General features: G+C 49.3%; 29 protein-coding genes and 4 pseudogenes. 10 read left to right on the forward strand and 23 right to left on the reverse strand.

The features are described from left to right. Positions 1 to 20: 20 nt before the first annotated feature. Positions 21 to 485: an Lrp/AsnC family transcriptional regulator gene (locus tag J1836_RS07185; RefSeq protein WP_372447668.1), complete on the reverse strand. Its 465-nt coding sequence runs from the start codon at positions 483 to 485 to the stop codon at positions 21 to 23. Between the two features lie 129 nt (positions 486 to 614). On the opposite strand from J1836_RS07185, the gene leuA reads away from it, so the two are divergent. Next, entirely contained in the window at positions 615 to 2291 is a 1677-nt protein-coding gene (gene leuA, locus J1836_RS07190; RefSeq protein ID WP_207250395.1) for a 2-isopropylmalate synthase, read from the forward strand. Here the strand turns inward: leuA and J1836_RS07195 are convergent. Further along, entirely contained in the window at positions 2288 to 2764 is a 477-nt protein-coding gene (locus J1836_RS07195) for a septal ring lytic transglycosylase RlpA family protein (protein WP_207250396.1), read from the reverse strand. The two genes, leuA and J1836_RS07195, sit on opposite strands and share 4 nt — an antisense overlap. A gap of 437 nt (positions 2765 to 3201) precedes the next feature. Here J1836_RS07195 and J1836_RS07200 point away from each other — a divergent pair, with 437 nt between their 5' ends. Next, a complete protein-coding gene (locus tag J1836_RS07200; protein WP_207250397.1) occupies positions 3202 to 3714 on the forward strand; it encodes a LysM peptidoglycan-binding domain-containing protein in 513 nt (170 codons plus the stop codon). A gap of 19 nt (positions 3715 to 3733) precedes the next feature. Here the strand turns inward: J1836_RS07200 and J1836_RS07205 are convergent, their stop codons facing one another. Together J1836_RS07205 and J1836_RS07210 are read right to left on the reverse strand one after the other, a co-directional pair. Further along, positions 3734 to 4444 carry a TIGR00266 family protein gene (locus tag J1836_RS07205; RefSeq protein ID WP_207250398.1) on the reverse strand — a complete coding sequence of 237 codons (711 nt, stop codon included), beginning with the start codon at positions 4442 to 4444 and terminating at the stop codon, positions 3734 to 3736. A gap of 28 nt (positions 4445 to 4472) precedes the next feature. Next, the gene (locus J1836_RS07210; RefSeq protein ID WP_207250399.1) at positions 4473 to 5195 is read right to left on the reverse strand and encodes a MipA/OmpV family protein; all 723 of its coding nucleotides are present in this window, start codon (positions 5193 to 5195) and stop codon (positions 4473 to 4475) included. Positions 5196 to 5219: 24 nt separating this feature from the next. Here J1836_RS07210 and J1836_RS07215 point away from each other — a divergent pair, with 24 nt between their 5' ends. The 3 genes from J1836_RS07215 (at position 5220) to J1836_RS07225 (ending at position 8059) form a co-directional block, all read left to right on the forward strand. Continuing rightward, positions 5220 to 6104, forward strand: coding sequence for a fructosamine kinase family protein (locus J1836_RS07215; RefSeq protein ID WP_207250400.1), 885 nt, complete (start codon positions 5220 to 5222; stop codon positions 6102 to 6104). Between the two features lie 162 nt (positions 6105 to 6266). Continuing rightward, positions 6267 to 7499 (forward strand): RtcB family protein, encoded by a 1233-nt coding sequence (locus J1836_RS07220; RefSeq protein WP_207250401.1) that lies wholly within the window; start codon positions 6267 to 6269, stop codon positions 7497 to 7499. Positions 7500 to 7531: 32 nt separating this feature from the next. Continuing rightward, the gene (locus J1836_RS07225) at positions 7532 to 8059 is read left to right on the forward strand and encodes a HEPN family nuclease (RefSeq protein ID WP_207250402.1); all 528 of its coding nucleotides are present in this window, start codon (positions 7532 to 7534) and stop codon (positions 8057 to 8059) included. A 111-nt stretch (positions 8060 to 8170) separates the two neighbouring features. On the opposite strand, the gene J1836_RS07235 is transcribed toward J1836_RS07225, so the two are convergent. Both J1836_RS07235 and J1836_RS07240 read right to left on the reverse strand, forming a co-directional pair. Then, entirely contained in the window at positions 8171 to 8356 is a 186-nt protein-coding gene (locus J1836_RS07235) for a UPF0175 family protein (RefSeq protein WP_207250404.1), read from the reverse strand. 15 nt (positions 8357 to 8371) lie between these two features. Then, a complete protein-coding gene (locus J1836_RS07240) occupies positions 8372 to 9706 on the reverse strand; it encodes an IS4 family transposase (protein WP_207249434.1) in 1335 nt (444 codons plus the stop codon). A 196-nt stretch (positions 9707 to 9902) separates the two neighbouring features. On the opposite strand from J1836_RS07240, the gene J1836_RS07245 reads away from it, so the two are divergent. Beyond that, positions 9903 to 10184, forward strand: coding sequence for a hypothetical protein (locus J1836_RS07245; RefSeq protein WP_207250405.1), 282 nt, complete (start codon positions 9903 to 9905; stop codon positions 10182 to 10184). On the opposite strand, the gene J1836_RS07250 is transcribed toward J1836_RS07245, so the two are convergent. Both J1836_RS07250 and J1836_RS07255 read right to left on the reverse strand, forming a co-directional pair. Then, positions 10112 to 11419, reverse strand: coding sequence for a HipA domain-containing protein (locus J1836_RS07250; protein ID WP_207250406.1), 1308 nt, complete (start codon positions 11417 to 11419; stop codon positions 10112 to 10114). The genes J1836_RS07245 and J1836_RS07250 overlap by 73 nt on opposite strands. Beyond that, positions 11406 to 11681: a helix-turn-helix domain-containing protein gene (locus tag J1836_RS07255; RefSeq protein ID WP_207250407.1), complete on the reverse strand. Its 276-nt coding sequence runs from the start codon at positions 11679 to 11681 to the stop codon at positions 11406 to 11408. Before J1836_RS07255 ends, J1836_RS07250 begins: the two co-directional genes overlap by 14 nt. Positions 11682 to 11902: 221 nt before the next feature. Between J1836_RS07255 and J1836_RS07260 the strand changes: the two genes are divergently transcribed. Further along, positions 11903 to 12571, forward strand: a complete 669-nt coding sequence (locus J1836_RS07260; RefSeq protein ID WP_242632761.1) for an RtcB family protein — start codon at positions 11903 to 11905, stop codon at positions 12569 to 12571. Between the two features lie 417 nt (positions 12572 to 12988). On the opposite strand, the pseudogene J1836_RS22060 reads toward J1836_RS07260, so the two are convergent. The 4 genes and pseudogenes from J1836_RS22060 to J1836_RS07280 form a co-directional block, all read right to left on the reverse strand. Then, positions 12989 to 13925 (reverse strand): annotated as a pseudogene (locus tag J1836_RS22060) (IS1595 family transposase). A 202-nt stretch (positions 13926 to 14127) separates the two neighbouring features. After that, entirely contained in the window at positions 14128 to 14664 is a 537-nt protein-coding gene (locus J1836_RS07270; protein ID WP_207250408.1) for a hypothetical protein, read from the reverse strand. After that, on the reverse strand, positions 14661 to 15053 hold the full coding sequence (locus J1836_RS07275; RefSeq protein WP_207250409.1) for a hypothetical protein: 393 nt from the start codon (positions 15051 to 15053) through the stop codon (positions 14661 to 14663). The genes J1836_RS07270 and J1836_RS07275 overlap by 4 nt, the downstream gene beginning before the upstream one ends. Then, complete coding sequence (locus tag J1836_RS07280; RefSeq protein ID WP_207250410.1) at positions 15013 to 16050, reverse strand: DUF637 domain-containing protein; 1038 nt, start codon at positions 16048 to 16050, stop codon at positions 15013 to 15015. The genes J1836_RS07275 and J1836_RS07280 overlap by 41 nt, the downstream gene beginning before the upstream one ends. 215 nt (positions 16051 to 16265) lie before the next feature. Between J1836_RS07280 and J1836_RS07285 the strand changes: the two are divergent. After that, positions 16266 to 16802, forward strand: a pseudogene (locus J1836_RS07285) (RtcB family protein); the annotation flags it as partial. Positions 16803 to 17016: 214 nt separating this feature from the next. Here the strand turns inward: J1836_RS07285 and tnpC are convergent. The 6 genes from tnpC to J1836_RS07315 all read right to left on the reverse strand — a co-directional run bounded on the left by tnpC (position 17017) and on the right by J1836_RS07315 (position 21883). After that, on the reverse strand, positions 17017 to 18513 hold the full coding sequence (gene tnpC, locus J1836_RS07290; RefSeq protein ID WP_207250411.1) for an IS66 family transposase: 1497 nt from the start codon (positions 18511 to 18513) through the stop codon (positions 17017 to 17019). 102 nt (positions 18514 to 18615) lie between these two features. Continuing rightward, positions 18616 to 19038 (reverse strand): hypothetical protein, encoded by a 423-nt coding sequence (locus J1836_RS07295; protein ID WP_207250412.1) that lies wholly within the window; start codon positions 19036 to 19038, stop codon positions 18616 to 18618. A gap of 57 nt (positions 19039 to 19095) precedes the next feature. After that, positions 19096 to 19593: a hypothetical protein gene (locus J1836_RS07300; protein ID WP_207250413.1), complete on the reverse strand. Its 498-nt coding sequence runs from the start codon at positions 19591 to 19593 to the stop codon at positions 19096 to 19098. Positions 19594 to 19618: 25 nt separating this feature from the next. Then, on the reverse strand, positions 19619 to 19936 hold the full coding sequence (locus J1836_RS07305) for a hypothetical protein (RefSeq protein WP_207250414.1): 318 nt from the start codon (positions 19934 to 19936) through the stop codon (positions 19619 to 19621). 2 nt (positions 19937 to 19938) lie between these two features. Further along, complete coding sequence (locus J1836_RS07310; RefSeq protein ID WP_207250415.1) at positions 19939 to 20790, reverse strand: DNA/RNA non-specific endonuclease; 852 nt, start codon at positions 20788 to 20790, stop codon at positions 19939 to 19941. A gap of 259 nt (positions 20791 to 21049) precedes the next feature. Continuing rightward, positions 21050 to 21883 (reverse strand): hypothetical protein, encoded by an 834-nt coding sequence (locus J1836_RS07315; RefSeq protein ID WP_207250416.1) that lies wholly within the window; start codon positions 21881 to 21883, stop codon positions 21050 to 21052. Positions 21884 to 22009: 126 nt separating this feature from the next. Between J1836_RS07315 and J1836_RS07320 the strand changes: the two are divergent. Then, positions 22010 to 22504 (forward strand): annotated as a pseudogene (locus tag J1836_RS07320) (RtcB family protein); the annotation flags it as partial. 313 nt (positions 22505 to 22817) lie between these two features. Here the strand turns inward: J1836_RS07320 and J1836_RS07325 are convergent. Beyond that, complete coding sequence (locus J1836_RS07325; RefSeq protein ID WP_207250417.1) at positions 22818 to 23360, reverse strand: hypothetical protein; 543 nt, start codon at positions 23358 to 23360, stop codon at positions 22818 to 22820. A 259-nt stretch (positions 23361 to 23619) separates the two neighbouring features. After that, on the reverse strand, positions 23620 to 23775 hold the full coding sequence (locus tag J1836_RS07330; protein WP_207250418.1) for a hypothetical protein: 156 nt from the start codon (positions 23773 to 23775) through the stop codon (positions 23620 to 23622). A 124-nt stretch (positions 23776 to 23899) separates the two neighbouring features. Here J1836_RS07330 and J1836_RS07335 point away from each other — a divergent pair. Continuing rightward, positions 23900 to 23983, forward strand: a pseudogene (locus J1836_RS07335) (DNA starvation/stationary phase protection protein); the annotation flags it as partial. Positions 23984 to 24174: 191 nt separating this feature from the next. Here J1836_RS07335 and J1836_RS07340 read toward each other — a convergent pair. The 3 genes from J1836_RS07340 to J1836_RS07350 all read right to left on the reverse strand — a co-directional run bounded on the left by J1836_RS07340 (position 24175) and on the right by J1836_RS07350 (position 26163). After that, entirely contained in the window at positions 24175 to 24651 is a 477-nt protein-coding gene (locus J1836_RS07340; protein ID WP_207250419.1) for a hypothetical protein, read from the reverse strand. Then, a complete protein-coding gene (locus J1836_RS07345) occupies positions 24648 to 25289 on the reverse strand; it encodes a hypothetical protein (protein WP_207250420.1) in 642 nt (213 codons plus the stop codon). The genes J1836_RS07340 and J1836_RS07345 overlap by 4 nt, the downstream gene beginning before the upstream one ends. A gap of 259 nt (positions 25290 to 25548) precedes the next feature. Further along, positions 25549 to 26163, reverse strand: coding sequence for a hypothetical protein (locus J1836_RS07350; RefSeq protein ID WP_207250421.1), 615 nt, complete (start codon positions 26161 to 26163; stop codon positions 25549 to 25551). Positions 26164 to 26220 lie beyond the last annotated feature (57 nt).

Below are 26220 nucleotides of genomic sequence, written 5' to 3' on the forward strand. Positions count from 1 at the left end.
AGCAAGCCGTCCTAATGCGGTCATGTTAGCGGCAACGCCGTCTTATCCACCACCCGCCGCAACACAAAGCTGGAATGCACCCCGCTCACCCCCGGAATGCGCGTAATGCGGTTGAGCAGCAATGCCTGATACGCATCCATATCCTTCACCACCACCTTGAGCTGGTAATCGGCGGATTGCCCGGTGATCAGTAGGCATTCGAGTATTTCGGGAATGTCGGCGATGCGGGCTTCAAAGGTGTCGAAACGTTCCGGCGTGTGCTGATCCATCGAGATGTGGATTAACGCCATCAGCGACAGACCGAGCTTTTTCGCATCCAGCAACGCCCGATAGCCGGTGATGAAGCCTGCTTCTTGCAACAGCCGTACCCGCCGCAAACAGGGCGAAGGCGACAGCCCAATGCGGTCAGCTAAATCTTGGTTGCTGATACAGCCATTGTCTTGCAGCACTTGCAGGATGTGCCAGTCGTAGCGGTCGAGTTGCATGATTATTCCATTATTAATTTGATTTAAGCAATTTACTGCCAATACGATAGGTTTTTATCCCTCAAAACGCAATCGCCTGCCACGCCGTTTCTTTTAAACTAACCGCATTAACTACTAGAGCAGCGTGCCATGTTGAAACAGCCTTCCACCAAATATAAGCCGTTCCTGCCCGTCGCATTGGTTGACCGCCAATGGCCGAGCCGTACCATCACCCAGCCGCCAATTTGGATGAGTACCGATTTGCGCGACGGCAATCAGGCGCTGTTCGAGCCGATGAATGTTGAGCGCAAAATGCGCATGTTCCACACCCTCTGCGACATCGGTTTCAAGGAAATCGAAGTGGCGTTTCCTTCCGCGTCGCAAACCGATTTTGATTTTGTGCGCGAGTTGATCGAAGGCAAACACATTCCCGCCGATGTCACCATCGAAGTGTTGACGCAAGCGCGGGAACACTTGATTCGGCGCACGATGGAGTCCTTACGCGGCGCACGGCGGGCGATTGTGCATGTCTACAACGCCACCTCCCAGCCATTCCGCGACACCGTGTTTGGCATGAGCAAGGCGGATGTGTTGGGTATGGCAGTGTCAGCGGTGGAATTGATCAAGCACTTAGCCGCCGACCAGCCGGAAACCGAGTGGGTCTTGGAATACAGCCCCGAAACCTTCAGCGCCACCGAATTGGAGTTTGCCCGCGAAGTATGCGATGCCGTGACCGCTGCATGGGGGGCGACACCCGACAGACCCGTGATCCTCAACTTGCCCGCGACGGTCGAAATGGCAACGCCGAATGTGTACGCCGACCAGATTGAATGGATGCACCGCCAGCTTGCCCGTCGCGACAGCGTGATCCTCAGCGTGCATCCGCACAATGACCGTGGCACAGCCGTTGCCGCCGCTGAATTAGCGTTGTTGGCGGGTGCAGATCGGGTCGAAGGTTGCTTGTTCGGCAGCGGCGAACGCACTGGCAACGTTGACATCGTGACCTTGGCATTAAACCTCTACACCCAAGGCATTGCGCCCGGTTTGGACTTTTCCGACATCAATGCGGTGGCGCGGACGGCGGAATATTGCACGCAACTGCCGATCCACCCACGCCACCCGTATGTGGGCGATTTGGTGTTTACCGCGTTTTCCGGCTCGCATCAGGATGCGATCAAGAAAGGCTTGGCGGTGCAAACGGCGGAGTCGTTCTGGAATGTGCCGTACTTGCCGATTGACCCGGCGGATGTGGGGCGCAGTTACGATTCAGTGATTCGCGTTAACAGCCAGTCGGGCAAAGGTGGCATTGCGTACTTGCTGGAAAGTGCTTACGGCATTGTGATGCCGCGCCGCTTGCAGGTCGAGTTTTCCAGCGTGGTGAAAGACCACACCGACCAACACGGCTGCGAAGTGAACGCCAGCGACATCTGGGGCATTTTTGCCGCGACGTATTTGGATACTGCCAAGCCCGTGCGCTATTGCGAACACCATTTGTTTGAACAGGGTAATGCGCAAGGCATCCGCTTAGTGATTGAGCGCGATGGCATTCAGCACGAATTGACGGGTACGGGCAATGGGCCGATTGATGCGGCAGTTCATGCCTTGCAAGGGGCGGGCATTCGGGTGCAAGTGCGTAGTTACGAGGAGCGTTCTATTGGTGCAAGCATTGATGCGGGTGACGCGCAAGCCTGTGCCTTCATCGAATTGCGGCAGGCGGGCGCGGGTAGTGCTGAATGTTACGGCGTGGGGATTGACGGCAATATTATTACCGCGTCCATCAAAGCGTTGGTCAGCGGGGTGAATCGGTTGGTAGATGAAGGGTGTTAACCAACGATGTCTATTTGTACGTCAGCAGTACCATTGAGGAGCAACCCTAAATGCTCTGCGGCGGCTTGCGAAACATCCACGATACGACCCGGTTTGGATGGGCCACGATCATTGACGCGAACAATGACGAATTGCCCCGTTTGTAAGTTAGTAACACGAATGCGTGTACCGAAAGGTAGATTAGGGTGCGCAGCAGTCATGGCATACATATCGTAGGTTTCACCACTAGAGGTTGGACGACCGTGATATTGAATGCCGTAATAAGAGGCTTTGCCGATGTTCTGCGAGCGGTTGGTCGGTTCTGGGGTCGGCTGATAAACGGCTTGAGGTTTTTCGTAAATGTCGTAGTGCTGCACGTTACTCACTTGGTAAACAAGGTAATCAGCACTGGCGACACTACCAAACAGTTGAAAGAGAATAAAGATGCATCCAATGGAATGTAATAAGTAATTGATTAATTTATTTTTTTTCATTTGGCTTCTCTCTTCTTGTGTGTTTGTTATTTGATGACTCCATATTTTCATAAAGCAGATTAATAGAAACGCCCCCCATAGACAGGCGCAAAAATGAGGGTGATGACCGTAACCGACGGTTATTATCAGCAGACAATCGGTAGAAAAAAAGCCGCGAATGACGGACGAAAGGAGCTACCTATCTGTCGAATAGGCATTCAAGACATATGCTTATATGTTTGTCTTATAGATGATATGATTATTGGCTAAAAAGAGTCGCTGTCAGTGGCTTTAACATTGCAGTGTGTGTATAAATATATAATAACAAGGGGGGGGTGATAATGTTAGCTGATACTTTTTTCATTGATTCGGTACGGTCAGGGCGGTCGTTCTTATTGATCTGTACAATGGCTAGCGGGGCAACATGGGCTGCTGAGGGTACGTATAACTGCCTTCCGATGAAGAGCAGTTCTAGTTCAACGGATGCTATGTATTTTGAACAGTTTCGTTCCAACCCGTTGACGGCTTCTCCACCCACTGTTCCTTCTGTCAACATGCCGAGCACTACCGACAATTTTTACATCGTGCAAAAGGGTGATACCTTGTACGCGATCATGCGTAAATCGGGCGTTCCTATCGAGAACCTGATCGTTCTTAACCAACTTTCATCTCTCAATAACCTGAAAGAAGGTCAGCCCCTGAAACTACCTGATCTAGCCAATATAGCGTCGCCACTGAAGCAGTCTGAAGTCAGCTCTGCTCAACCCTTGATGTTGCCGAGGGAAGTGACTTCGCCCGCCAATATGGGTTCATCATCAGGAGCGGTGGTGGATCGGTACGTGGTGAGGGTGGGTGACACGCTTTATGCCATTTCTCGCCAAACAGGCGTTAGCATCGAGCGTCTGGTTTCTCTCAATCAGTTGGCAACTTCCAATAGTATTAGCGCGGGGCAGCAGTTGAGGTTACGTTAGCCACCCGCTCGTTACCTATTCAAGCAGGCATGTGTTTGCGGACCAACGTGGCAAACGAGCCGGGGTTGCGCGAACAAATATGCACTTTGCCACGCCCACTAAAGCGCAACACTACGCCTTCACCACTGGTGACGCTGTTAACCAGATTGCCGAACATACCGCCTAAACCGCCGCCGGAACTGCTGGTGGTGACGGAAATTTCGTAGTGCAAGGTGCTGTCCCAACACACCACATGGGCGTTATCAATGGTGAGGTCTTTGCCCGGTTCAACGTCCAGCGAGAACATAGCACCAAAACCGGATACCACCACTTGCCCTGTTCCCGAGGTTTCCATGACGAAAAAGCCGCCGGATTGCGCGAATAAGGCATTGCCAACGCTTTGGGTGCGCACTTTCATTTCTGTACCGGAGGTGGCGGCGACGAATGCGCCATCATTCAGCAAGTATTGGCGTGCACCTACGTCGATAATTTCCATGCCACCGGGTAGCGCAGGGGAAAGCAGGCAGTCGCCTGCGCCGCGCGTTGCTTCGATGTGTTGCTGAAAGAGTGATTCGCCGTTGGTGAAGCGCCGCATCAAGGCACTGCCTAACCCGCCAGTCATGCGCCCTTTTAACTCAAGGTTGGCCTCCATCATCACCATTGCGCCGGATTCGCAATAAATCTTGTCGCCTTTCTGCATGGCAACGTGGAGGAATGGGTCAACTTCGCCAGTGATGGTAAATACGGTCATGGTTATGCTCTCCGTTTGAAGGTGTTGCTTACCAACGATAAGCAGCACCTGCGTACCCGCCCCACACCGTGCTGCTGTCGATGATTGGGCTGTCCGCAATGGCGCTACCATAGCCGTTGGCGCTCACGCTGCCCACCAAGGTCAGGCGGCGGCTGAGCGGCTTTTCCATTTTAACGCCAACTTTTAGCGCAAGTGAATCATCTGCCTGATAGGCGGGGCGCCCCGCTTTGGCTTCAGCCGCATCCACGCCCACGTAGTAGTCGGTGAGGTCGGCAGAAAGCCATTGCAATTCCGCATACGGGCGCAGGTTGAGCGGTGTGTCGGGGTGATGGGTGTAGCGCAATTTAGCTTGAGCGCCTTTGTGGGCAACCATGTCTTGGGCGAGATCGGCGTTGACCACTCCGGTAGCCAGTTTCCATGCGCCGCCCACACGTAAGTTGAGGGCTTGATCCAGTTCTACCATGTCTTGCAATACCGCACTGTCGCCGCGTTTGGCATCCCAATCATCCACCCCCGCGCCGAGGTAAAACTCGCGGGTTGGGGTGGCACTGAATGACCATGCGGGGCCGATCAGGTCAAAGCCGTTTTCTTTGATGATCACGGGTTTGACACCGATTTGCGTATCACCACCCACGAAGGGGGATTGGGTGGCGGTAGCGGCAAGCCCGACATTCCACTGACGCGGTTCAGCGTTGGCAGGTGTTTGGACGGTTGCTAAGAGAGCGAGTGCGGCACACAATGCGTTCTTCATGTCATATCCCCCGGTTCAAGTTTAATGAAATCCAGCAGTACTGATCTGATCTTATCCATGCTCCAGCAACAACTTGGTTCGGGCATTGCGATTGCGCGTGTCGACGCTACCAGCGGCGGCTGTATCAACCAAACCAGTACGGTAACACTTGCCGATGATAGTCGCTATTTCCTCAAAGTAAATCAGGGTAGTTTGCTGGAAATGTTCGCGGCGGAAGCGGATGGGCTGCACGCGATCCGTGCGAGTTCCAGCCTTCATGCCCCTGAACCGCTGGGTTACGGGGTGCAAGGTCAACAAGCGTATCTGTTGCTGGAATATTTGCCGCTGCAAGAACACGGTGATCAGCAACAAGCGGGGGCGCAACTCGCAGCGCTGCACCTTCATACTGCTGCGCAACACGGCTGGTTTCGCAGCAATACCATCGGCGCAAGCCCGCAGCGCAATACTCAAACGCACGACTGGGTGGAATTTTGGCAACAAGAACGGCTGGGGTTTCAGCTCGAACGGGCGCGGCGTAACGGCTATCCGCCGCGTTCTTATGAGCAAGGTTTGCGCTTGAAAGAGGGTATCGGCGCATTGTTTACCGATTATCAGCCCGTGGCGTCGTTGTTGCACGGCGATTTGTGGGGTGGGAATTTGGCGTATTTGCCGGATGGCAGCCCAGTGGTTTACGACCCAGCCGTGTATTACGGCGACCGCGAAACCGACCTTGCGATGAGTGAGCTGTTTGGTGGGTTTGGGGTGGATTTTTACGCGGCGTATAACGCGGCTTGGGCGTTGGATTCGGGCTATGCGGTGCGTAAAACGCTGTATAACCTGTACCACATTCTGAACCACTTCAACCTGTTTGGCAGCGGTTATGGGGAGCAGGCGGCGCGGATGACGGAGAAACTGTTGGCGGAAATCTAAAGCGATAGATTTCTATCTACAAAAATAGAAATCTACCAACCACATAAAAATGCAGCATGTATAATAGTATTATTTTTCAATTATCTAGGTGCTATTTTTCCATTGGCACATCCCTTGCAGTATTGTCAGTGTAAGCAACGACAATACTGCAAGGAACACACCATGAGCACTACCGCCACTCCCTACGAAGTCCTCCATGAAGAAGGTCACGTGCCTGTTAAATCTTGGACAAAAGGTGTGCCTTTCGACGACAACTCCAAAAAGCAATTGCTGAACATTGCGCAGATGCCGTTTATTCACCAGTGGGTGGCGGCGATGCCGGATGTGCATCTGGGCAAAGGTGCAACGATTGGCAGCGTGATTCCGACCGTGGGGGCGATTATTCCGGCGGCGGTGGGCGTGGATTTGGGCTGCGGGATGATGGCGGCGAAAACCACCTTGACCGCATCCGACTTGCCCGATTCGTTGGAGGCAATGCGTAGCAAAATTGAGAAAGTTGTTCCGCATGGGCGCGTGGCGATTCGTGGTAAACGCGATACCGGCAGTTGGGGTGATCCGCCGGACGATGTGCTGGAAAAATGGTTGGCGTTGAGTGCGGGTTTCCAGCGGTTGTGCGAGAAGCACCCGTTCCTGAAAAACACCAATAACTTGAAGCATTTGGGGACGCTGGGTACGGGCAACCATTTCATCGAGGTGTGTCTGGATGAAACCCAAACCGTGTGGGTGATGTTGCACAGCGGGTCACGCGGGGTGGGCAATGCCATCGGTACGCACTTTATCGAGCAGGCGAAAAAGGATATGGAACGCTATTTCATCCATCTGCCGGATAAGGATTTGGCGTACATCCCCGAAGGTAGCCCGCATTTCCGCGACTACGTGGAGGCGGTGGCGTGGGCGCAGGATTTCGCGCAAGCCAACCGCGAGCTGATGATGGCGCGTACTTTGCAGGCGATCCGCGAGGTGTTGCCGATCCCGTTCACGGCGGACGTGGAGGCGGTGAATTGCCACCACAACTACATCAGCCGCGAACACCATTACGGCAAGGATGTGTGGGTGACGCGCAAAGGCGCGGTGAGTGCGCAACAAGGTCAGCTTGGGATTATTCCGGGCAGCATGGGGGCGAAATCGTTCATCGTGCGCGGGCTGGGTAATGCCGAAAGTTTTTGCAGTTGTAGCCACGGCGCGGGGCGCGTGATGTCGCGAACTGAGGCCAAACGCCGCGTGTCGCTGGAGGAGCATAAACGCGCTGTCGCGGGGGTGGAATGCCGTGTGGATGAAAGCGTGATCGACGAAACGCCGTCGGCTTACAAGCCGATTGATAAGGTAATGGCGGCGCAGAGTGATTTGGTGGAAGTGCTGCATACGCTCAAGCAGGTGGTGTGTGTGAAGGGTTAATTCAAAAAATTCTGAAAGTAAGGAGTTAGATAATGACTGAAAAATTGATGATAGAGCAGAAAGATGATCTCTTACTTCAAAGCTCTATGACGTATTCTTTGTTAGCTGAGTTACATAATCATGGATTTGTAAAATCCGATTATTTCGAAAAAATGAACTTTGGAACTCCGTGGTTTAAGTCTCACTTACAGAAAATGGGTGTGGGTAATAAGGGGTTCGTCATGATCGCCCTCTATTCAATGTTGGTTCTTCCGAAGGAGGTTATGCAGAATACTTACCCGACAGAATACGAAAACATTCGTGAGTTTGTAAAAAAAAATGCACGAAATATCACCTCAACTTATAAGAGTGATATTCAAAATGTAGATTTTATTCGGCATATCAGAAATGCGGTTGCTCATGCAAACGTGGAAGTCAGATCAAATGACGTGATTATTTTTTATGACAAAAATTCTCATAAAGAAGAGTTTAAGTGTGAATTCCCCATCGACAAACTGGGGGAACTATTGAATAAACTTCAATCTATTCACTTTAAATATATTAACCTCACATACACCTAGGAAAAACTGCTTAATACTACCTCTCCAACCGTAAAATACCACTCACTACCCAATCGCTGAGGTAAAAGTTGGTTTGCTGAATCACCATCGTATAGGGCTTGATTGCTGAAATCAGCCCTTTTTCCTTGGCACACAACAATCGCGCAATGTCTTCAATTCCGCTTCAAGTTCGCCGGGGTCGTAGTTAACCACCGGAATATCGCGTTTCGCGCATTCTTCGTAAAAGCGGTAACGATCTATGCCTGCAAACTCACAAGCAGCGGATATTCCCGCTGCATGAAACAGGGCAATACCCATCTCCTTATACACAAATCAATCCATTCCCAACTCACTAGCCATCTGAATACCATAAATACAGTCCAGCACTCGTGAATAGCCCAACCAGATACTTTTAGCCCCCGGTTCGCCATCGGATTTTCTGCCCAAAAAGCCACCCAGTTCTGCCAGATTGCGGATCACTTGATTGAGGGTAGGTATGCCATCGGGTAGTGCTTTTTTGCCGAGCCGGAAGGATACTTTCCATTCCAGCGGGTCAAACACCAGATCAGCCGGAAGTTCTGGGCAGGTACGCCCCAACCGCATCAGAAACATAATCCGCCAAGCCACCATGATGTAGAGCGCGAGGGCTTTTTCGATGCGCTCTTTGGTCTCCAGTTGCAGTTTTTCGACGCGACAGCCAACTTTCAGGACATCAAAAAACATTTCGATTTCCCAACGCGCTCGATACCAGTCGATAAGTTCACAGGCAGCATCGGCTGTTTCCACACAACGGTTGGTGACTAAACGCCAAATGAGGGGCGATTTTCCGGCGGGTGGGTTAATTTCTTTGGCTTGAACCAAGGTCAATAGCATCGGATGCTGACTCTTGGGACGCAAGGTATAACGTAACACCTTGATTTCTTGTACCACTTTGCGGGGCTTTTCACCCTGCTTGCGCGGTTTGGTAAAGGTGATACGGGTCAACGCCTGTTGTTGCTCAATGGCATCCCACAGTTTGAGGTCATCTCCTAATGCACGGTTATGTTGCGCCCGTATCAGCAGGTCAGCCGGGTAATTCAAGGCTTGCGCCCGTTGGAGCAAGTCGTAAAAGTCGCTTTCACGGTCGCCAGCATAGATGAAGCGGTGTTCAGGGCAGCGTGCCGCCAGTTCGGCTACCCGTTCATACCCTTCAATCCAACGACGGCTTTCTTTGATGCTGGGGTTGGCTTGGTCGGCCGCTTTGCTCAATCCCCGTGACCACATCCACGTATCGGTGATGCCCAACGGCAAACGTTCTGGGGTAATACACAAGGTCGGATGCAGGTACATCCCGCGTTGCTTATCGTAGGATAACCGCCCCAAGCCCTCGGTTTCCTGTCCATTGAAGTCCAGTTCGGTCGTATCTTGAATACACAGGATAATCCGCGAGTCTTGTTGACGAATTCGGCACTCTGTCGCTTCAAAGTGGGATGCCATCAAAGCATCATGGCTCACCGCTTCATTCCAGAAGAAACGGTACGTCGCCAAGGTGCTTGACCAACTCTGGCAAGCCTTGGGGATACTGGATTGGGGCACTTTTAGCATGGCGTTGAGAATATGGGCTGCGCGTGTTTCGAGGCGCTTGTCTCCCAAATCAAGATCGGTGAGTTCGCTAGATGACCAGTTCATGGGTGTAAATTGCTTATCTTACATCAGCTTGGGAACTTGTGTATAAGGAGATGGGCAATACCCGCTTCCAGCTTGATTTGCTTTTCCAGTTCGGGAAGCGTGCTGTGCCCCAAGTCTTCGGGTATCTCCAGTATAATTTGCATGTTGAACACCTGTATTTGCGTTTCCATACTCCATCATAACGTGAGATTTCCGCATGACCTACCAAGAATTCTACGCCCACATCGACTGCCGTTTCCCCTATCACGACACCGCCGCATGGCAGCAACTCATTGCGCAATCGCTGGAAATCGGTGGCGATGCGCCGTTTCTGGTGTTGCATGAAATTTGCCGCTTGCCTACATCCGTCACCCTAAATCTTGAGCAGCACTTGGCGATGTATGCCTACTGGAAAGTGGCGTTTTCTCACCCCATGCAAGACATCGTTGAACCCCGCATCATACCCGTATGTTCCAGCAAGCAGCTTGTCTGCTGCTGAATGCTATCCCGCAAGTTTGCTGCAAACTCCTGTTCTGCCGATGTTTTCAATACACACGCCGCCCACACGCGGGGCAATTGTTCCACGACCTGCTTGCACATGGCGATCAGTGTTGCCTGCACCAGTGAGCGCGACAGACCACAACTCGCGGCAAAATCTGCCAATTGAAAGGCGGAGATACGAGTATCTAAGTCATCCCCCAACGCCATCGCCAGTTCCTGCTGGTATTCGGGATACACCGCGATATTGATCAGATCGTAGCAAGGTGCAGGTTCGATACCGTTTTTGCCGACGAAAAAGCTGATGTTTTTACCGTGAGCATCCCAGTTGCTGATGATGAGGTTGAACAATACCCATGCCAACAAGGTTTTACGCGCTAGGGCGGGTGAATGGCATTGGTCACAGAAGGCGAATAAACGCGGCAGGCTTGCACCCTCGCGGATATTGGCTACGTCGCGGCTGTTGCCGAAATTGCGTTCGTATTTGTATTCGGGCGGTAAATCCAAGGCTTGGCAGCCGTCGATCAAATGGCGGCGCAATACCGTATCGCCTTGGCGTTTGCGGTCGAAGCGTGTCACCAGCAAAGCACGATGTTGCCCAAAACGCCGCAATTCCACTTCAGCAACGTTTAAGCCAATGGCTTTGGCAAGCTGCATCAACAAGTATTCATTCAGCACCACATGGTTCTGGTTAGCGGGTTCAAACTTTAGAATATGGGTCGAGCATAACTTACCTTCACCAAAAGCTAACTCGCCTTGCGTATCGGCTAACACGTTGATTTTATGTTGTACGCCTGCGACGGATAGGCGCGGCTTGCTATCCCAGACGATCAGGTTGCGGGTGGGTAAGTTATTGAGGCGTTCCTGCAATTCGGTGGGGGCGATGTTGCGTAAGCTGGTCGGTGTCGATGGGGCGTTTTCAGGCAGAAATTGCAATGCGCCGGGGGTATCTGCACCTAATGCGCGGATGATGCCAAAGGTGTTGGCACGGCTTAGTTGCTGGTGTTCCAGCAGGGTGTCGAAGCCTTGACCTTCTGGCAGCAAGTTGCGTAAGAAGCGTTGCATTGTTGGATGGCTTCCTGCTGAAGTGAGCGGTAAGTGTGGCGAAATCGCAAAGCCGTTTGCCTGCCATGCGGCAGTGTATGCCAGCGTTAATTGCCCCTGTGCGTCGGTTTGTAGAAAACCGATGGGTTGTTCCCCAAAGCAAACTTGTAGGCGGTGTTCAAACCCAGTCATCGCTCTCGCCCTCCGTCCACGTTTCCACGGTTAGTGTGATGCCTAGCCCGTTTAACACTTGCAGTAATGTGCCGAGTTGTGCGCCGTGGTGTCCGCGCTCCAGCTTGCTTAGGGTATCTTTGGCAACGCCGAGTAAGGCGGCGGCATCGTCAATGCGTAAGCCTGATTGAGTGCGTTTGGCGCGGATGAATTGCCCTAGCAGTTCGGGGGTGAGTGCGCCGGATTGCTGGGGCGTGGGAAGTGGTGTGAGCGGTCTTGCCATGGTGCGTTACCATTATTCCTGCTATGCAAGGAATAATAGCGTATCGCGAGTAATATGCAAGGTTGTTCCTGCTAACGCAGGAATAAATAGAAAGATAGGGCTTTTATCTTTTTAAGGCGTAACCAACGACAAGCAAGGAAAATACCATGAGCACTACCGCCACTTCCTATGAAGTCCTCCACGAAGCAGGCCACGCGCCTGTTAAGGCGTAGACTAAAGGCGTGCCTTTTGACGACAACTCCAAAAAGCAATTGCTGAACATTGCGCAGATGCCATTTATTCACCAGTGGGTGGCGGCGATGCCGGATGTGCATTTGGGAAAAGGTGCGACGATTGGCAGCGTGATTCCGACCGTGGGGGCGATTATTCCGGCGGCGGTGGACGTGGATTTGGGTTGCGGGATGATGGCGGCGAAAACCACCTTGACCGCAGCCGACTTGCCCGATTCGTTGGAGGTGTTGCCGACCCCGTTTACGGCGGACGTGGAGGCGGTGAATTGCCACCACAACTACATCAGCCGCGAACACCATTACGGCAAGGATGTGTGGGTGACGCGCAAAGGCGCGGTGAGTGCGCAAAAAGGTCAGCTTGGGATTATTCCGGGCAGCATGGGGGCGAAATCGTTCATCGTGCGCGGGCTGGGTAATGCCGAAAGTTTTTGCAGTTGCAGCCACGGCGCGGGGCGCGTGATGTCGCGTACTGAGGCGAAACGCCGCGTGTCGCTGGATGAGCATAAACGCGCCGTTGCGGGGGTGGAATGCCGTGTGGATGAAAGCGTGATCGACGAAACGCCGTCGGCTTACAAGCCGATTGATAAGGTGATGGCGGCGCAGAGTGATTTGGTGGAAGTGCTGCATACGTTGAAGCAAGTAGTGTGTGTGAAGGGGTAAAAATCATTCTCCCCGACCTTTGAGGAGGGGAGAATATCAGCTCAAATTAACTCGTTGATAGGTAAGTAACTATCCCAAAGTTATCGTGTCTAATGCCAACCATCTATAAATTTCTTTGGTTTAAGATGGGTAATTATCGCGTCATCCACCATTCATACAGCATCATTAAACTCCCCGTTACAAATCCAAAAAACATACCAAAAAGAATATCTATTAACACTTTGTACTCATTAAAGTGCCATGTAAAAACCCCGGTAACTAACCAAACTAAGAGTGGCGCAACTAAGTTGCCAAAAAACATTATGACTCCATATGCACCAGCGAAGAGGAAACAAACTTTCAGCCATATTTTTAATTTAAATCGACATGATAATGTCTGCTTATTATTTTTTAAGGCTCAATATGTGTTTCAGGGTCTTATCGCAGCAGCAGTGAAAGCAAGGAATGTAGGGCTGCTTGCCCCCGTTTCCTGAGGTTGTGCAAATACTCAAAGAGCGCAAGGTAACACGGCAGCTTTTCTTGTGAGATGCCCCGATGTGGGCGTAACCATGAGCGCAACAGTGACCAAAAACCTTCCATCGTGTTGACGTGAACTTCATGGAAACCGTCACCATCTTCATCACGGGCATATTCGCCTGCACCATGATTGACGGTTTTGTGGGCATAACCCCATGCCTCCAACCGGCTGTAAATGTTGTACTCATCGGTGTACACCAGTGTGCTTGCCGTCACCGTTTCCAAAATCAGCGGCTTGATCGTCACTTGTTTCACATTCGCCAGCATACGGATCATGACTTCCCCCGAACGCTGGATCATGCCGAAGATGGGTGGTTTGTCCTTTTCCAGTGTCCCACGTCCCGGCGCACCTTTCAGGGCGCGGCGGCGGCCTTCACGCCCTGCATCCGCTACAGCTTCGGGATTTCCCTTGTGTCCGGCTTTGACGTAGAGTTCATCAAACTCAACATTCCCAGACAGGCTTACTGGCGTTTTTTTTCTCGACACCACGCCGTAACTGTTCCGTCATCGCCTGAATATCATCCTTGTTCAACCCCAATTCGCGGGCGATTTGTTGGTTGGACAGATTCAACGACATCAGGTACAGGCACAACACCCACACCTTCAGCGGCTGGTGGTGACCTTCAAACACCGTCCCCGTCAGATCATCAAAACGCTTTTGGCAATCCTTACACTGGTAACGTTGGCGTTCCTGCTGGGTGTCATTCTTGCCTCGACGGATTGTTTCCTGTGAACCGCAGTGCGGACAAATCACCCCATTAGGCCAACGCAGGGAACGGACTTGCTCGAAACAGGCGGCATCACTGGTCAGGCTGGAAATACTGATGAGCGAGGTCATGAAGCCTCTCCTTGGTTATCGGAAATGGCTAACTTTACCGCTGTCCGTGACGTTTGCAATGCCAAGAAAGACAAGACCCTGAAACACATATTGAGCCTTTTTTAATTCACCTCTGGATTTAATCGTCATTATTATTGCCACGTTGAGATTGAACATGATCTTTGAAAAAATCACCGGAAATTTCTTGAATTATGTAACCACCTCAATCTACACTTTGATCTTTTGGCAGATAAAACTCAACTTGTTTAGTTGAAGCTTCAATAGGCAATCCCTCTTCGTTTGAAATTTGGTCGCCATCAACTTTACATTGAAACGTATACTTTCCTTCATGCAGGTTATGTTTCATCGCTAACAAACCTATTGAGGTTTCAAAACCAAAAAACTCCCCTGGCAATAACCTAATAAAATAGTTCTCTTTTAAATGGGCTGTAATATGTAATTTTATCATGTTGTTAGTGGTGTTAACTTTCTTCCTCTGTTCATTGATCAACTCACACTTTGTTTTTTTGAAAAGCACTATTCCCTCCACCCCAAAAGCCTCTCTATTGATCAGTAGGTCAATATTGCCTGAATTTAATAAACTGAACAATATAGATTGTCCATCTCCTTGTCGTTGAGATAGTTTCATTTCAAATTCAAAATCTATTTGAGGTCCATTCTCTGCAAGACCAGCACTAGTGGATTGAGAAAAAAATAACGGAAGAAATGCTACGAATATATAAAATATACTTCTATTCATTTCCTATAGATTCCTTTGCTGACTTTATCTTGATAACTGGAAGGCAATTGATTGTAATAAAGCCCCCTGTATGTATCTCCCATAAGCCTATTTACATAGCTTTTATCATAATCTTCAGGCTTACTGCCCAGTTCCTTAACCATCTGAATTTGAGCATCATAAGCTTCAACTTCATTGAGTGCATTCCCGATTTTATCTGCATAGTTTATTCCATCAGAAAATTGCCTTGCATGGATCGTTTCATGATGAATAATAGAAGCTAGCTTATACTCAGCAATACTCTTTACCATATTAATATCAATTTTTATTTCTACCTTTCCACCATGACCAAATACGGCATACGCGCCATCAATACCACCCTCCACCGCCCGCATTGGATTTAATATCATATTTTGTCTTTTTACTCGGATCAATTTCCGTTTGATGTAACTGTCGATTAAAGTGATCCGCCGTACCCGCGACGTTTGCGGCAAGCAACGGATCTTTGCCCAGCACCGCAGCGGATGCCGCCGCCGCCAACACCGCTGCATTTTCCGACTGAAAGTATTCACCCGCCACACTGCCTGCCAAGCCGCCCACTGCGCCACTGATACCATCGCCATTAGCCACAGTACCCGCCGCAAAACCCAACGCGGTATGGGCGAGTTTGTGGGTAACATTATTCAGCTTGCCCTCGCTGTACAAATCCCCAATCTTATTTGCCCCGATTTGGCTGACGATAGTGGCAGCCGTGGCTTTGAGGCTGGATTTGAGCTGATCATCAAAATCCCCACCTTCAACCACCGTGCTGACCGTGGCGCGGGTCAAGCCATCCAGTGCGTGTTTTTGAAGCTGTTGCGCCACGCTGATTTTGGTCGCGTCACCCGCCAGATTGAGGCTGTTGCTGAGTTTGCTCGATAGTCCTGCGCCGATAACCGCGCTGGCAAGTGATTTGATATTGCCCTCATCCACCGCCTTGACAACATCACGGGCGGTGATGACCGTGTTCACTACAGACGCAACGGGAGCTAGCGGTGTGAACTGTGCGATTTGTGCCACGGTACGGACAATGGGGTTATCCAGTACCTTGTCGGTAAATTTATCAATGACTTTTCCCAAACCATGCCGATCTCTGGACGGGTCAAACGCCCCATTTTTATTGTTGTCTGCGCCTGCCGTATGACCAGAGCGGGTATTTTCCTCAATCGCATCCAGCAAATCAGTGCCGGAAACGTTATAGGTTTTTCCTTGCGTCACTTGGAAGTCTTGGCGGACGGCTTTTTGAAAATCTGCCTGAGTGGTTTCAAACAGCTCACTCGGCAGTGCTTTCAGGATAGTCAGCGTGCTTTTCTTGGTTTGCGCGACGATTTCTCCCTTCGGATTGTAAGCCTCGCGATAAGGTTGCAAGGCTTGATTGATTTGGTCGAGACGCGCTTTAACGGCTGGCGTTTGATGCTGTGGTTGTAACTGGGCGTGGGGTTAATACCTTTTATCATTCTAAATTCATTCTTTGAACAATCGCACTTGAATAATCCTTCAGAAAAACTTAGACGAACGCGGGAAGAACGTTTCAAGGCAAGGGATGAACGGATGATCTATCGGTATAAGCGGCGTGGGCGCAGGATTTCGCACAAGCCAACCGCGAGCTGATGATGGCGCGTACTTTGCAGGCGATCCGCGAGGTGTTGCCGATCCCGTTCACGGCGGACGTGGAGGCGGTGAATTGCCACCACAACTACATCAGCCGCGAACACCATTACGGCAAGGATGTGTGGGTAACGCGCAAAGGCGCGGTGAGTGCGCAAAAAGGTCAGCTTGGGATTATTCCGGGCAGCATGGGGGCAAAATCGTTCATCGTGCGCGGGCTGGGTAATGAGGAAAGTTTTTGCAGTTGCAGCCACGGCGCGGGGCGCGTGATGTCGCGTACTGAGGCGAAACGCCGCGTGTCGCTGGAGGAGCATAAACGCGCCGTCGCCGGGGTGGAATGCCGCGTGGATGAAAGCGTGATTGATGAAACGCCGTCGGCTTACAAGCCGATTGATAAGGTAATGGCGGCGCAGAGTGATTTGGTGGAAGTGCTGCATACGCTCAAGCAGGTGGTGTGTGTGAAGGGGGGAAAATCATTCGCCCCCATGTCACTGAGATATGGGGGAAATTAGGAAAACTCGGCAATATGATCCGCTATAGCCAACGCCAAAGAATCAAACCATTCACATCTGTCTTGAGGATCTCCATCAAGAAACAACTCCAGAAACTGTCTACTGAACTGTTGATCATCACGATTTTCCCTAAAAAAATCAGCACTATGCACACAGTACATACTCAACTCATCGTATTTTCATATACGCTTTGCCTTGTAACCATGGTAAGCGTTCACGCCGTCTGTAGCGGGTTAGAAGCTAACGGTTGAGCCAAAGGGAAGCGCACCGAGACAGACTTATGAGCCAAGCCTTGTGAGCAAATGTCCCGCATCAATATCGCCATATTCATCCCCAATTGACGTGCCGTCCCCAGCACGGTCATCACCGTTGGACGGAATCTGTCACCTTGTGCCGACTGGCTGGCAAAGCTGGTTTTCCGCCATTGCACATACGGCCTGATCACCCGCTCGGCACGGTTATTGGTGAGGGGAATGCGACTATCCTTGAGGAAAGTCCAACACATCGCCTCATCCTTGAGCAAATGCTTGCATTGGTTGGTGGTGCGTTTGCAATTCTCCAATGCCAAGCCTTTGTTGAGCGTGGCTTGGAAGCTGCGGCGCAAGCGGAGTATCCGCCGTTGGTAGCGAGCGGCTTCATCGGGTTGTTGTTGCCAGCGGTGATGGGTGCGGACGGTGGTATAGGCGAGTAACAACAGGCGTTTGCCCACGCTTCCCCCTTCGCCGCAACGCCCCGCCATTTTGCGGAAGTGGCGGATCAAATGCGCCCAACACAGTTGCCGCCGTTCGGGTGGGACGTTGCCGTAACCACTGAAGTGGTCGGTGACCAGATAGCCAGTAAAGCTGCCCAACAAGGCATCGGCGGCGGCCTTGCCGCGTGAGTAATGGGTCATGAAGTAACTCACGCTATGGTCAGCCAATGCCCATAACCAGTAAGTGTTCGTACCGCGATAATGGCGGGTTTCATCGGCGTGGCATACCGCTTGTCCGCGTACATACTGACCTACTTGACGGTATAGCGGCCCCATCCACGGAATGGCTTTGCCTTGCGCCTTGCTGATAGCCCCAGTGCTAAAACGCACGTGGCACATTTCCCACAACAGAACCTGGATCTGGCGCATGGATAGGCGGAACTGACCACTCAAAATCACCACCCAGGCGATCACGCCTGCACCCATTTGACCGCTCGGCACCCAATCCGGCCACTGGCTGTGGTGCTTGATGCCGCAGGATTGGCAAACACCCTGATAAAACTGGTGTTCCGTCACGTCCGGTGGCGGCGGTGGAGCAATATCCGTGACCTGATGGCGGTAAGGGTTTCCCCAATCAATCGCCACTGCCCCACCACAGGAACAGGTGCTTTCAGGGAAATACTGTTCGGTACGGGTCACTTGTTCGGGAGGATATAACGCCCGTTCGTGACGCGGATGCCCCGGTTGCCCACCGTGTGGGCGGCTACTCCCCTTGCGTTTGGGACGCAACGCCCGTTGTTCCGGGCTGTCGGAGGACGGCGCTTTGGAACTGTTACGCGAACTGCTGCCGAATTTGGCAACCAGTTCTTCCAGTTGTTTTTGCAGCATTTCGACTTGTTGCTCCAGCACCGCTACCCGTGCCGCTTGCTTCTCCAACTCGGTTATCCGTTCCTGTTGGCGCACGATCACCTGATGCGCTTCATCCAGTGTCGTGGGTAAGGTAGGAACGGCGGCTAACAAGGGGTAAATGACTCGCTGTTGGGATGGGGTGAATTTACTACAAGTTCGCTGGAATGCCTAATAGAGGGCGTGAACGCTTACTAACCATGAGTGGATAAACAGTTATTTCAACTTGATATGGATGAATGCAACGGATAAATTATCCGCATAGTATGCGGTGATCAGTCTTTCATTATCTACAAAGGCTTTTCCTGGAAAAGTTGGCTCTGATCCAGGAATTTTTATGGCTTTTATATCTCGTATTGGTGAACCAAACCTTCTTTCAAAATCTTCAAGTACGAAGAGATTGCTATACCTGCCTTTTATATTATCTTTTGCAGACAAGTATTTCTCATAATTCATCAAGAAAATACGAAAACCTGAAACGATTCCCGTGTCATTTTTCGATTGAAAATAAATGCCATCTTCGGGAAGCTCCACAAATTCATTACCTTCTGTTTTTTCATATGAAATCAATCTGCTGCTGGCTCTTATCTCCTGAAGAACATCTATAATCTTTCGACCAATATAATTATTCAGCTCCATAAGGTATCCCTAATTCATTAAACGTTCGTTGATTATATTCATGTATTCTAAGGAAAATTATCTCAGCCAAAATGGTTTGCCATCTAACTCATCATACTCCTTCAAAGGACGTTTCTCTTCCATCATGAGATAAATAGTGTCTGTTGGTATAATTTTAACTGGCTGGTAAATTTTAAAAGTGTTGTAAAACGATTTTGCAGAAGAAACTGCTCGATAAAAACTATCAAAAAATTTAGAAAAAACATCTGCCAACGTACTTAGCTCATGATTGAGTAGCGTCTTTTCAGCATTACCTACGATGTTTCTGTCCCATTCAACTGCATTACTTGGTATTTGCTTGAATGCCTCATTAACTCTATGCATGAGAGCAAGCGCCTGATCCAATTCATCAAACTTCAAATATCGCTTATACAACCTGTCTGTAAGCAAACTCCAATCCATATCTTTATTGTCAAATGCTGGATAAGCACTGATGCAATCAAAAAACAACTTCATATCTGAAGCAGAACCAAGCACATATATTGTGTGACCGCCATGAAAGCCTATCTTTTTCATTACCCCTCCGTTTACCAGATTATTTTTAATAGATAAATCTTGTTTTTATTTTATCATTATTGTCGATAATTATAACAAGTTTTCTCCAATCTCCTCCTGTGTGACTTTGCATTAAACTATGCAATTCAAAGACCAATTTCGAAGTCTCATCTATATCATCGTTTAGTAAAAAATATTTCTTCTCATCTTTTACTTCACATGAAAAAGTTGACTCTACTGACCATGATTTTCCTTCTTGCTCGAAGTCAAAAACACACTCCAATCTTTCGTAATCACTTGTTGCACTAAAGTACATAATTTGACTTAAACGATTTAATATTTGAACTTGTGATTCTATAGTCATAGTTACTTGCTCGATTCATTATTAAATGACTTACGTTTTGGAATATTGTTTATACTATATTCAATAACTAAGGAATCTGGTCTTGCTGATGTATTATCATTTCTGTTAAATTTAACAGTTACAGCGCCGACTCTATCTCCATTACTGAACGAGCTTCTGATTTCATTTTCCCATTTTTTATACATCGAGTTATTAAAGTTAGCATCCTGAGGAAACAAGTTGAATCGATCGCAAGTTCCTCCTAAAGAACAAGCTTGAATATGTCCGCCTACATCCGTAGATATTCCCTCCTTACCCGCAGCAGTTTGGCGACTATCCCTAACGCCTGTTAACAACATGGGATTGAAAGTAATTTCATCAACATAGCCACTCGCATTAGTTTTAAACTCAGTACCATTGTCAAGTTTAACATGAGTATTTGCTGGCGGACTATTTAATACTTCATATTCAGATGTGCCTTTAACTGCATTAGAAGTTTTTACCTCTATAATCGGTATTTCAGCCCTTCTTTGTGTCGATTCTGTTTTATTGGATTTTAAAACATCCCTCGCATCTTCTGCCATATTTTTTACAACAGATTTACCAACACCTTTAACCCCAGTGTAATCGGTGACGGTATTGGCTGCCGCTGCTACAGCAAGGATAGCAGCAACTTCGTTAGCATCGCTATCACCATAGATACCTTCCAACCCTAACCAGTCATAAGCGCCATTCCTGGCGGTCTTCTGGTCATTCCATAACCCGTTAAGATCATGTTGCACGGTTTGATAACCCTGTTGGATGGTTTGTTTAGCTAATTCATCCGGGGTAATGGCTAAGGTTTCCTCATCACGGTGTTTGTCCTGTTCCTTCAACCCATCAATAACGCTTTGAGGGTCAGCGATAACGGCCTTTACTATTTGTAGTGCTTCATCCGAACCTTGTGCAAGGTAGGTTTTGAGATTGTCAGCATTGATCGGCTTGGTGCGGACGTCCGCCGGAATGGCGCGGTTGAGGAAAGTGGCATTTTGCTTGGCTGCATCTGCATAAATGCCAGAGCGCCAGTAGTCATTATCTTGAGTGAAAACAGTGCGTTGGATGTTGCTGTCATCAGTGAATGTTCCGATTGCCTTGCTACTGGCAAGGGTTTGTCTGAAGTTGTTGCGCTACGCTGATTTTAGTCGCATCCCCTGCCAGATTGAGGCTATTGCTGAGCTTGTTTGATAGCCCCGCACCGATGACTGTGCTGGCAAGTGATTTGATATTGCCCTCATCCACTGCCTTAACAACATCTCGTGCAGTAATAACCGTGTTGACCACGGAGGCGACAGGCGCTAGCGGGGTGAACTGAGCAACTTGTGCCACCGTGCGGACAATGGGATTATCCAGCACTTTATCGGTGAACTTATCAACAACCTTGCCCAAACCATGACGATCTCTGGATGGGTCAAACGCGCCATTTTTATTATTGTCTGCACCTGCCGTATGACCAGAACGGGTATTTTCTTCAATCGCATCCAGTAAATCAGTGCCAGAAACGTTATAGGTTTTGCTTTGTGTCACCTTGAAGTCTTGGCGAACAGCTTTTTGAAAATCAGCCTGATTGGTTTCAAACAGATCAGCCGGTAACGCTTCCCGAATAGTAAGCGTGCTCTTCTTGGTTTGCGCGACGACTTCTCCCTTAGGATTGTAAGCCTCGCGATAGCGCTGCAATTCCTGATTGATTTGGTCGAGACGCGCTTTGACCACCGGAATGTGATGCTGCGGTTGTAACTGGGCGTATTCATCGAACAATGCTTGCATGTCCGATGTTTTGAGCTTCTGTGTATCAGGATTGCTTTGTTGTCGCGGCTGAATTGGCGCTATTGCGGCATTGAAGAGCATTGCAGCTTGTTGATTTGCCGTCGTGGTTGCTCTGGAACTGCCAAAGTTGGCTGGCGAAGGGTTGGGGTTAATACCTTTTATCATTCTAAATTCATTCCTTGAACAATCGCACTTGAATAATCCTTCAGAAAAACTTAGACGAACGCGGGAAGAACGTTTCAAGGCAAGGGATGAACGGATGATCTATCGGTATAAGCGGCGTGGGCGCAGGATTTCGCGCAAGCCAACCGCGAGCTGATGATGGCGCGTACTTTGCAGGCGATCCGCGAGGTGTTGCCGATCCCGTTCACGGCGGACGTGGAGGCGGTGAATTGCCACCACAACTACATCAGCCGCGAACACCATGACGGCAAGGATGTGTGGGTGACGCGCAAAGGGGCGGTGAGTGCGCAAAAAGGTCAGCTTGGGATTATTCCAGGCAGCATGGGGGCGAAATCGTTCATCGTTCGGGGCTTGGGTAATGCCGAAAGTTTTTGCAGTTGCAGCCACGGCGCGGGGCGCGTGATGTCGCGTACTGAGGCGAAACGCCGCGTGTCGCTGGATGAGCATAAACGCGCCGTCGCCGGGGTGGAATGCCGCGTGGATGAAAGCGTGATTGATGAAACGCCGTCGGCTTACAAGCCGATTGATAAGGTAATGGCGGCGCAGAGTGATTTGGTGGAAGTGCTGCATACGCTCAAGCAGGTGGTGTGTGTGAAGGGGTGAAAATCATTCGCCCCCATGTCACTGAGATATGGGGGAAATTAGGAAAACTCGGCAATATGATCCGCTATAGCCAACGCCAAAGAATCAAACCATTCACATCTGTCTTGAGGATCTCCATCAAGAAACAACTCCAGAAACTGTCTACTGAACTGTTGATCATCACGATTTTCCCTAAAAAAATCAGCACTATGCACACAGTACATACCAGTATGCAAATTCTTCAAGCAGGTATAACGAATAGCACAGTGACTATCCTGCCGCCACCATACAAAATGTTCTTCATAAAGATTCATTAATTTCACCAAAGATTAAACTACTGAGGAATCCATCGCCCTGAATTCACGCGTCCCTCTGTATTTGAACGAGGGTTCTTGAATTGTGTAACAATCTCACCATGTTCATCGACGATGACGACTCTATCACCCGCGACGTAAACTGTATGACCTCTATCCGCATCAATGTACTGTCGTCCCTCTCGGATTACTTTGTTTGCATCTCCCACACTTCTATGTGAATCATGCTGACCTTCTTCATATCGTTCTTGTCCATGCCCTGTTCGCTTTATGTTTTTTACAACAGACTCTCCAATACCCTTAACCCCAGTGTAGTCGGTGACGGTATTAGCTGCCGCTGCAACAGCAAGGATAGCAGCAACTTCGTTAGCATCGCTATCGCCGTAAATATCTTCCAACCCTAACCAGTCATAAGCGCCATTCGTGGCGGTCTTCTGGTCATTCCATAACCCGTTAAGGTCATGTTGCACGGTTTGATAGCCTTGTTGGATTCTTTGTTTGGCAAATTCATCTGGGGCAGTGGATAAGGCTTCCTCGTAAGTTTGCTTGGCCTGTTCCTTCAACCCATCAATAACGCTTTGAGGGTCAGCGATAACGGCCTTTACTATTTGTAGTGCTTCATCCGAACCTTGTGCAAGGTAGGTTTTGAGATTGTCAGCATTGATCGGCTTGGTGCGGACGTCCGCCGGAATGGCGCGGTTGAGGAAAGTGGCATTTTGCTTGGCTGCATCTGCATAAATGCCAGAGCGCCAGTAGTCATTATCTTGAGTGAAAACAGTGCATTGGATGTTGCTGTCATCAGTGAATGTTCCGATTGCCTTGCTACTGGCAAGGGTTTGTCTGAAGTTGTTGCGCTACGCTGATTTTAGTCGCATCCCCTGCCAGATTGAGGCTATTGCTGAGCTTATTTGATAGCCCCGCACCGATGACTGTGCTGGCAAGTGATTTGATATTGCCCTCATCCACCGATTTAAGCATTCTAAATTCGTTTATTGAATAATCCTTCAAAAAAATGTAGGCGAATGCGGGCAAAACGTTTTGAGACAAGGGATGGACGGACGATTTGTTGATGTAAGCGGTAGTATGGGTAATGACATCTAGCGACGAACCCACCGCCGATTTGCTGACGCAGCGGATGCAAATCCACGAAAATAACGCGTGGATGTTGCGTAGCATGTTGGAGTGATACGCGCCGTCACTTGTTTTCTGAATGCATGGCTCATGTTGTCATAGCAGATGCTGCTCCATTGGTTGCCTTGGCACAACTCAATGGGTTGCAACAGCACAACCAAGCCCGAATTGTTTAAAAAGAGAATTTATAATCAGTCGGGTCTTAACTGCTATCGAAGTCAGGAAAATTGCAGGAGTTAGATCCGCTTATTGTTCACATTCATGCATTGATTGATCATCATCAAGGCGAACATAAGCTGAATCAACCATCACTGGATATTCTTCGATTTCCTCAATATCAGGAATATAAAGGCGCACCAAATCATTTCCAATAGTGATGCCATACCCATCATTATTAATGATGTAGGGTATTTTTTCTTCATCTAATTGCTTGCCCAATAATGGCCAACTTGTATGCAGAAGATAAATTCCATTAATGACCACATCCGCTTGATTTTGATAACGGAACACCTCAAACCCTATAAGGGTGTCTTTATCTTGATAGTAAAGGTGTAGACCAATATTTTTTACATCATCTGTGGGGATAGTTGAATAGGATGGGCTTTTTACAAAAGTTTCTACATCTCTAGCAATCAATGCTCTAACTTCTGTACGAGTAAGACCTTTTTCAAGCAGAATAAACTGATCTCCAATCTTTAATTGAGGGTATATCGATTCCATCATCTTCTAAAATCCTCAGGGTTAAGTGTTCGGGCGTATTCAAGCATCTCCTCAATGGCTGGGTCATATTTGTTACCAAATTTACTGCGAATATCATCAATATCCATCTGAATGGCATCCATTAGCTTGCCTTGTTGCAGTAATGCTTGTTGTCTTGATCGGTAAGCTAGGGCGCTAGCACTAGAGCCAGAACTTTCGGTTCGTTGGTGATCCGCAGGATCCATTTTAATCGCAGTCCCATCTGCTGAGCTGATTCGAGAGCCTTTATAGCAATTTTTAGCTGGGCAATGGTGTGAATCCATACCGTCGTTTGTGGGTTTGCTGGTATCCTTGTGCGCACCACCTAAAACTCTGTTGATCTCGGATTTCCCAATACCTTTAACCCCAGTGTAGTCGGTGACGGTATTAGCTGCCGCTGCAACAGCAAGGATAGCAGCAACTTCGTTAGCATCGCTATCACCATAGATACCTTCCAACCCTAACCAGTCATAAGCGCCATTCCTGGCGGTCTTCTGGTCATTCCATAACCCGTTAAGGTCATGTTGCACGGTTTGATAGCCTTGTTGGATTCTTTGTTTGGCAAATTCATCTGGGGCAGTGGATAAGGCTTCCTCGTAAGTTTGCTTGGCCTGTTCCTTCAACCCATCAATAACGCTTTGAGGGTCAGCGATAACGGCCTTTACTATTTGTAGTGCTTCATCCGAACCTTGTGCAAGGTAGGTTTTGAGATTGTCAGCATTGATCGGCTTGGTGCGGACGTCCGCCGGAATGGCGCGGTTGAGGAAAGTGGCATTTTGCTTGGCTGCATCTGCATAAATGCCAGAGCGCCAGTAGTCATTATCTTGAGTGAAAACAGTGCGTTGGATGTTTCTGTCATCAGTGAATGTTCCGATTGCCTTGCTACTGGCAAGGGTTTGTCTGAAGTTGTTGCGCTACGCTGATTTTAGTCGCATCCCCTGCCAGATTGAGGCTATTGCTGAGCTTGTTTGATAGCCCCGCACCGATGACTGTGCTGGCAAGTGATTTGATATTGCCCTCATCCACTGCCTTAACAACATCTCGTGCAGTAATAACCGTGTTGACCACGGAGGCGACAGGCGCTAGCGGGGTGAACTGGGCAATTTGTGCCACAGTGCGGACAATAGGATTATCCAGCATTTTATCGGTGAACTTATCAACAACCTTGCCCAAACCATGCCGATCTCTGGACGGGTCAAATGCTCCATTTTTGTTATTGTCTGCACCTGCCGTATGACCAGAACGGGTATTTTCTTCAATCGCATCCAGTAAATCAGTGCCAGAAACGTTATAGGTTTTGCTTTGCGTCACCTTGAAATCTTGGCGGACGGCTTTTTGAAAATCAGCCTGATTGGTTTCAAACAGATCAGCCGGTAACGCCTCCCGAATAGTAAGCGTGCTTTTCTTGGTTTGCGCAACGACTTCCCCCTTAGGGTTGTAAGCCTCGCGATAGCGCTGCAATTCCTGATTGATTTGGTCGAGACGCGCTTTGACCACCGGAATGTGATGCTGCGGTTGTAACTGGGCGTGGGGTTAATACCTTTAATCATCCTA

This window comes from Thiothrix fructosivorans (assembly GCF_017349355.1).
GTDB classification, from domain to species: Bacteria; Pseudomonadota; Gammaproteobacteria; order Thiotrichales; family Thiotrichaceae; genus Thiothrix; species Thiothrix fructosivorans.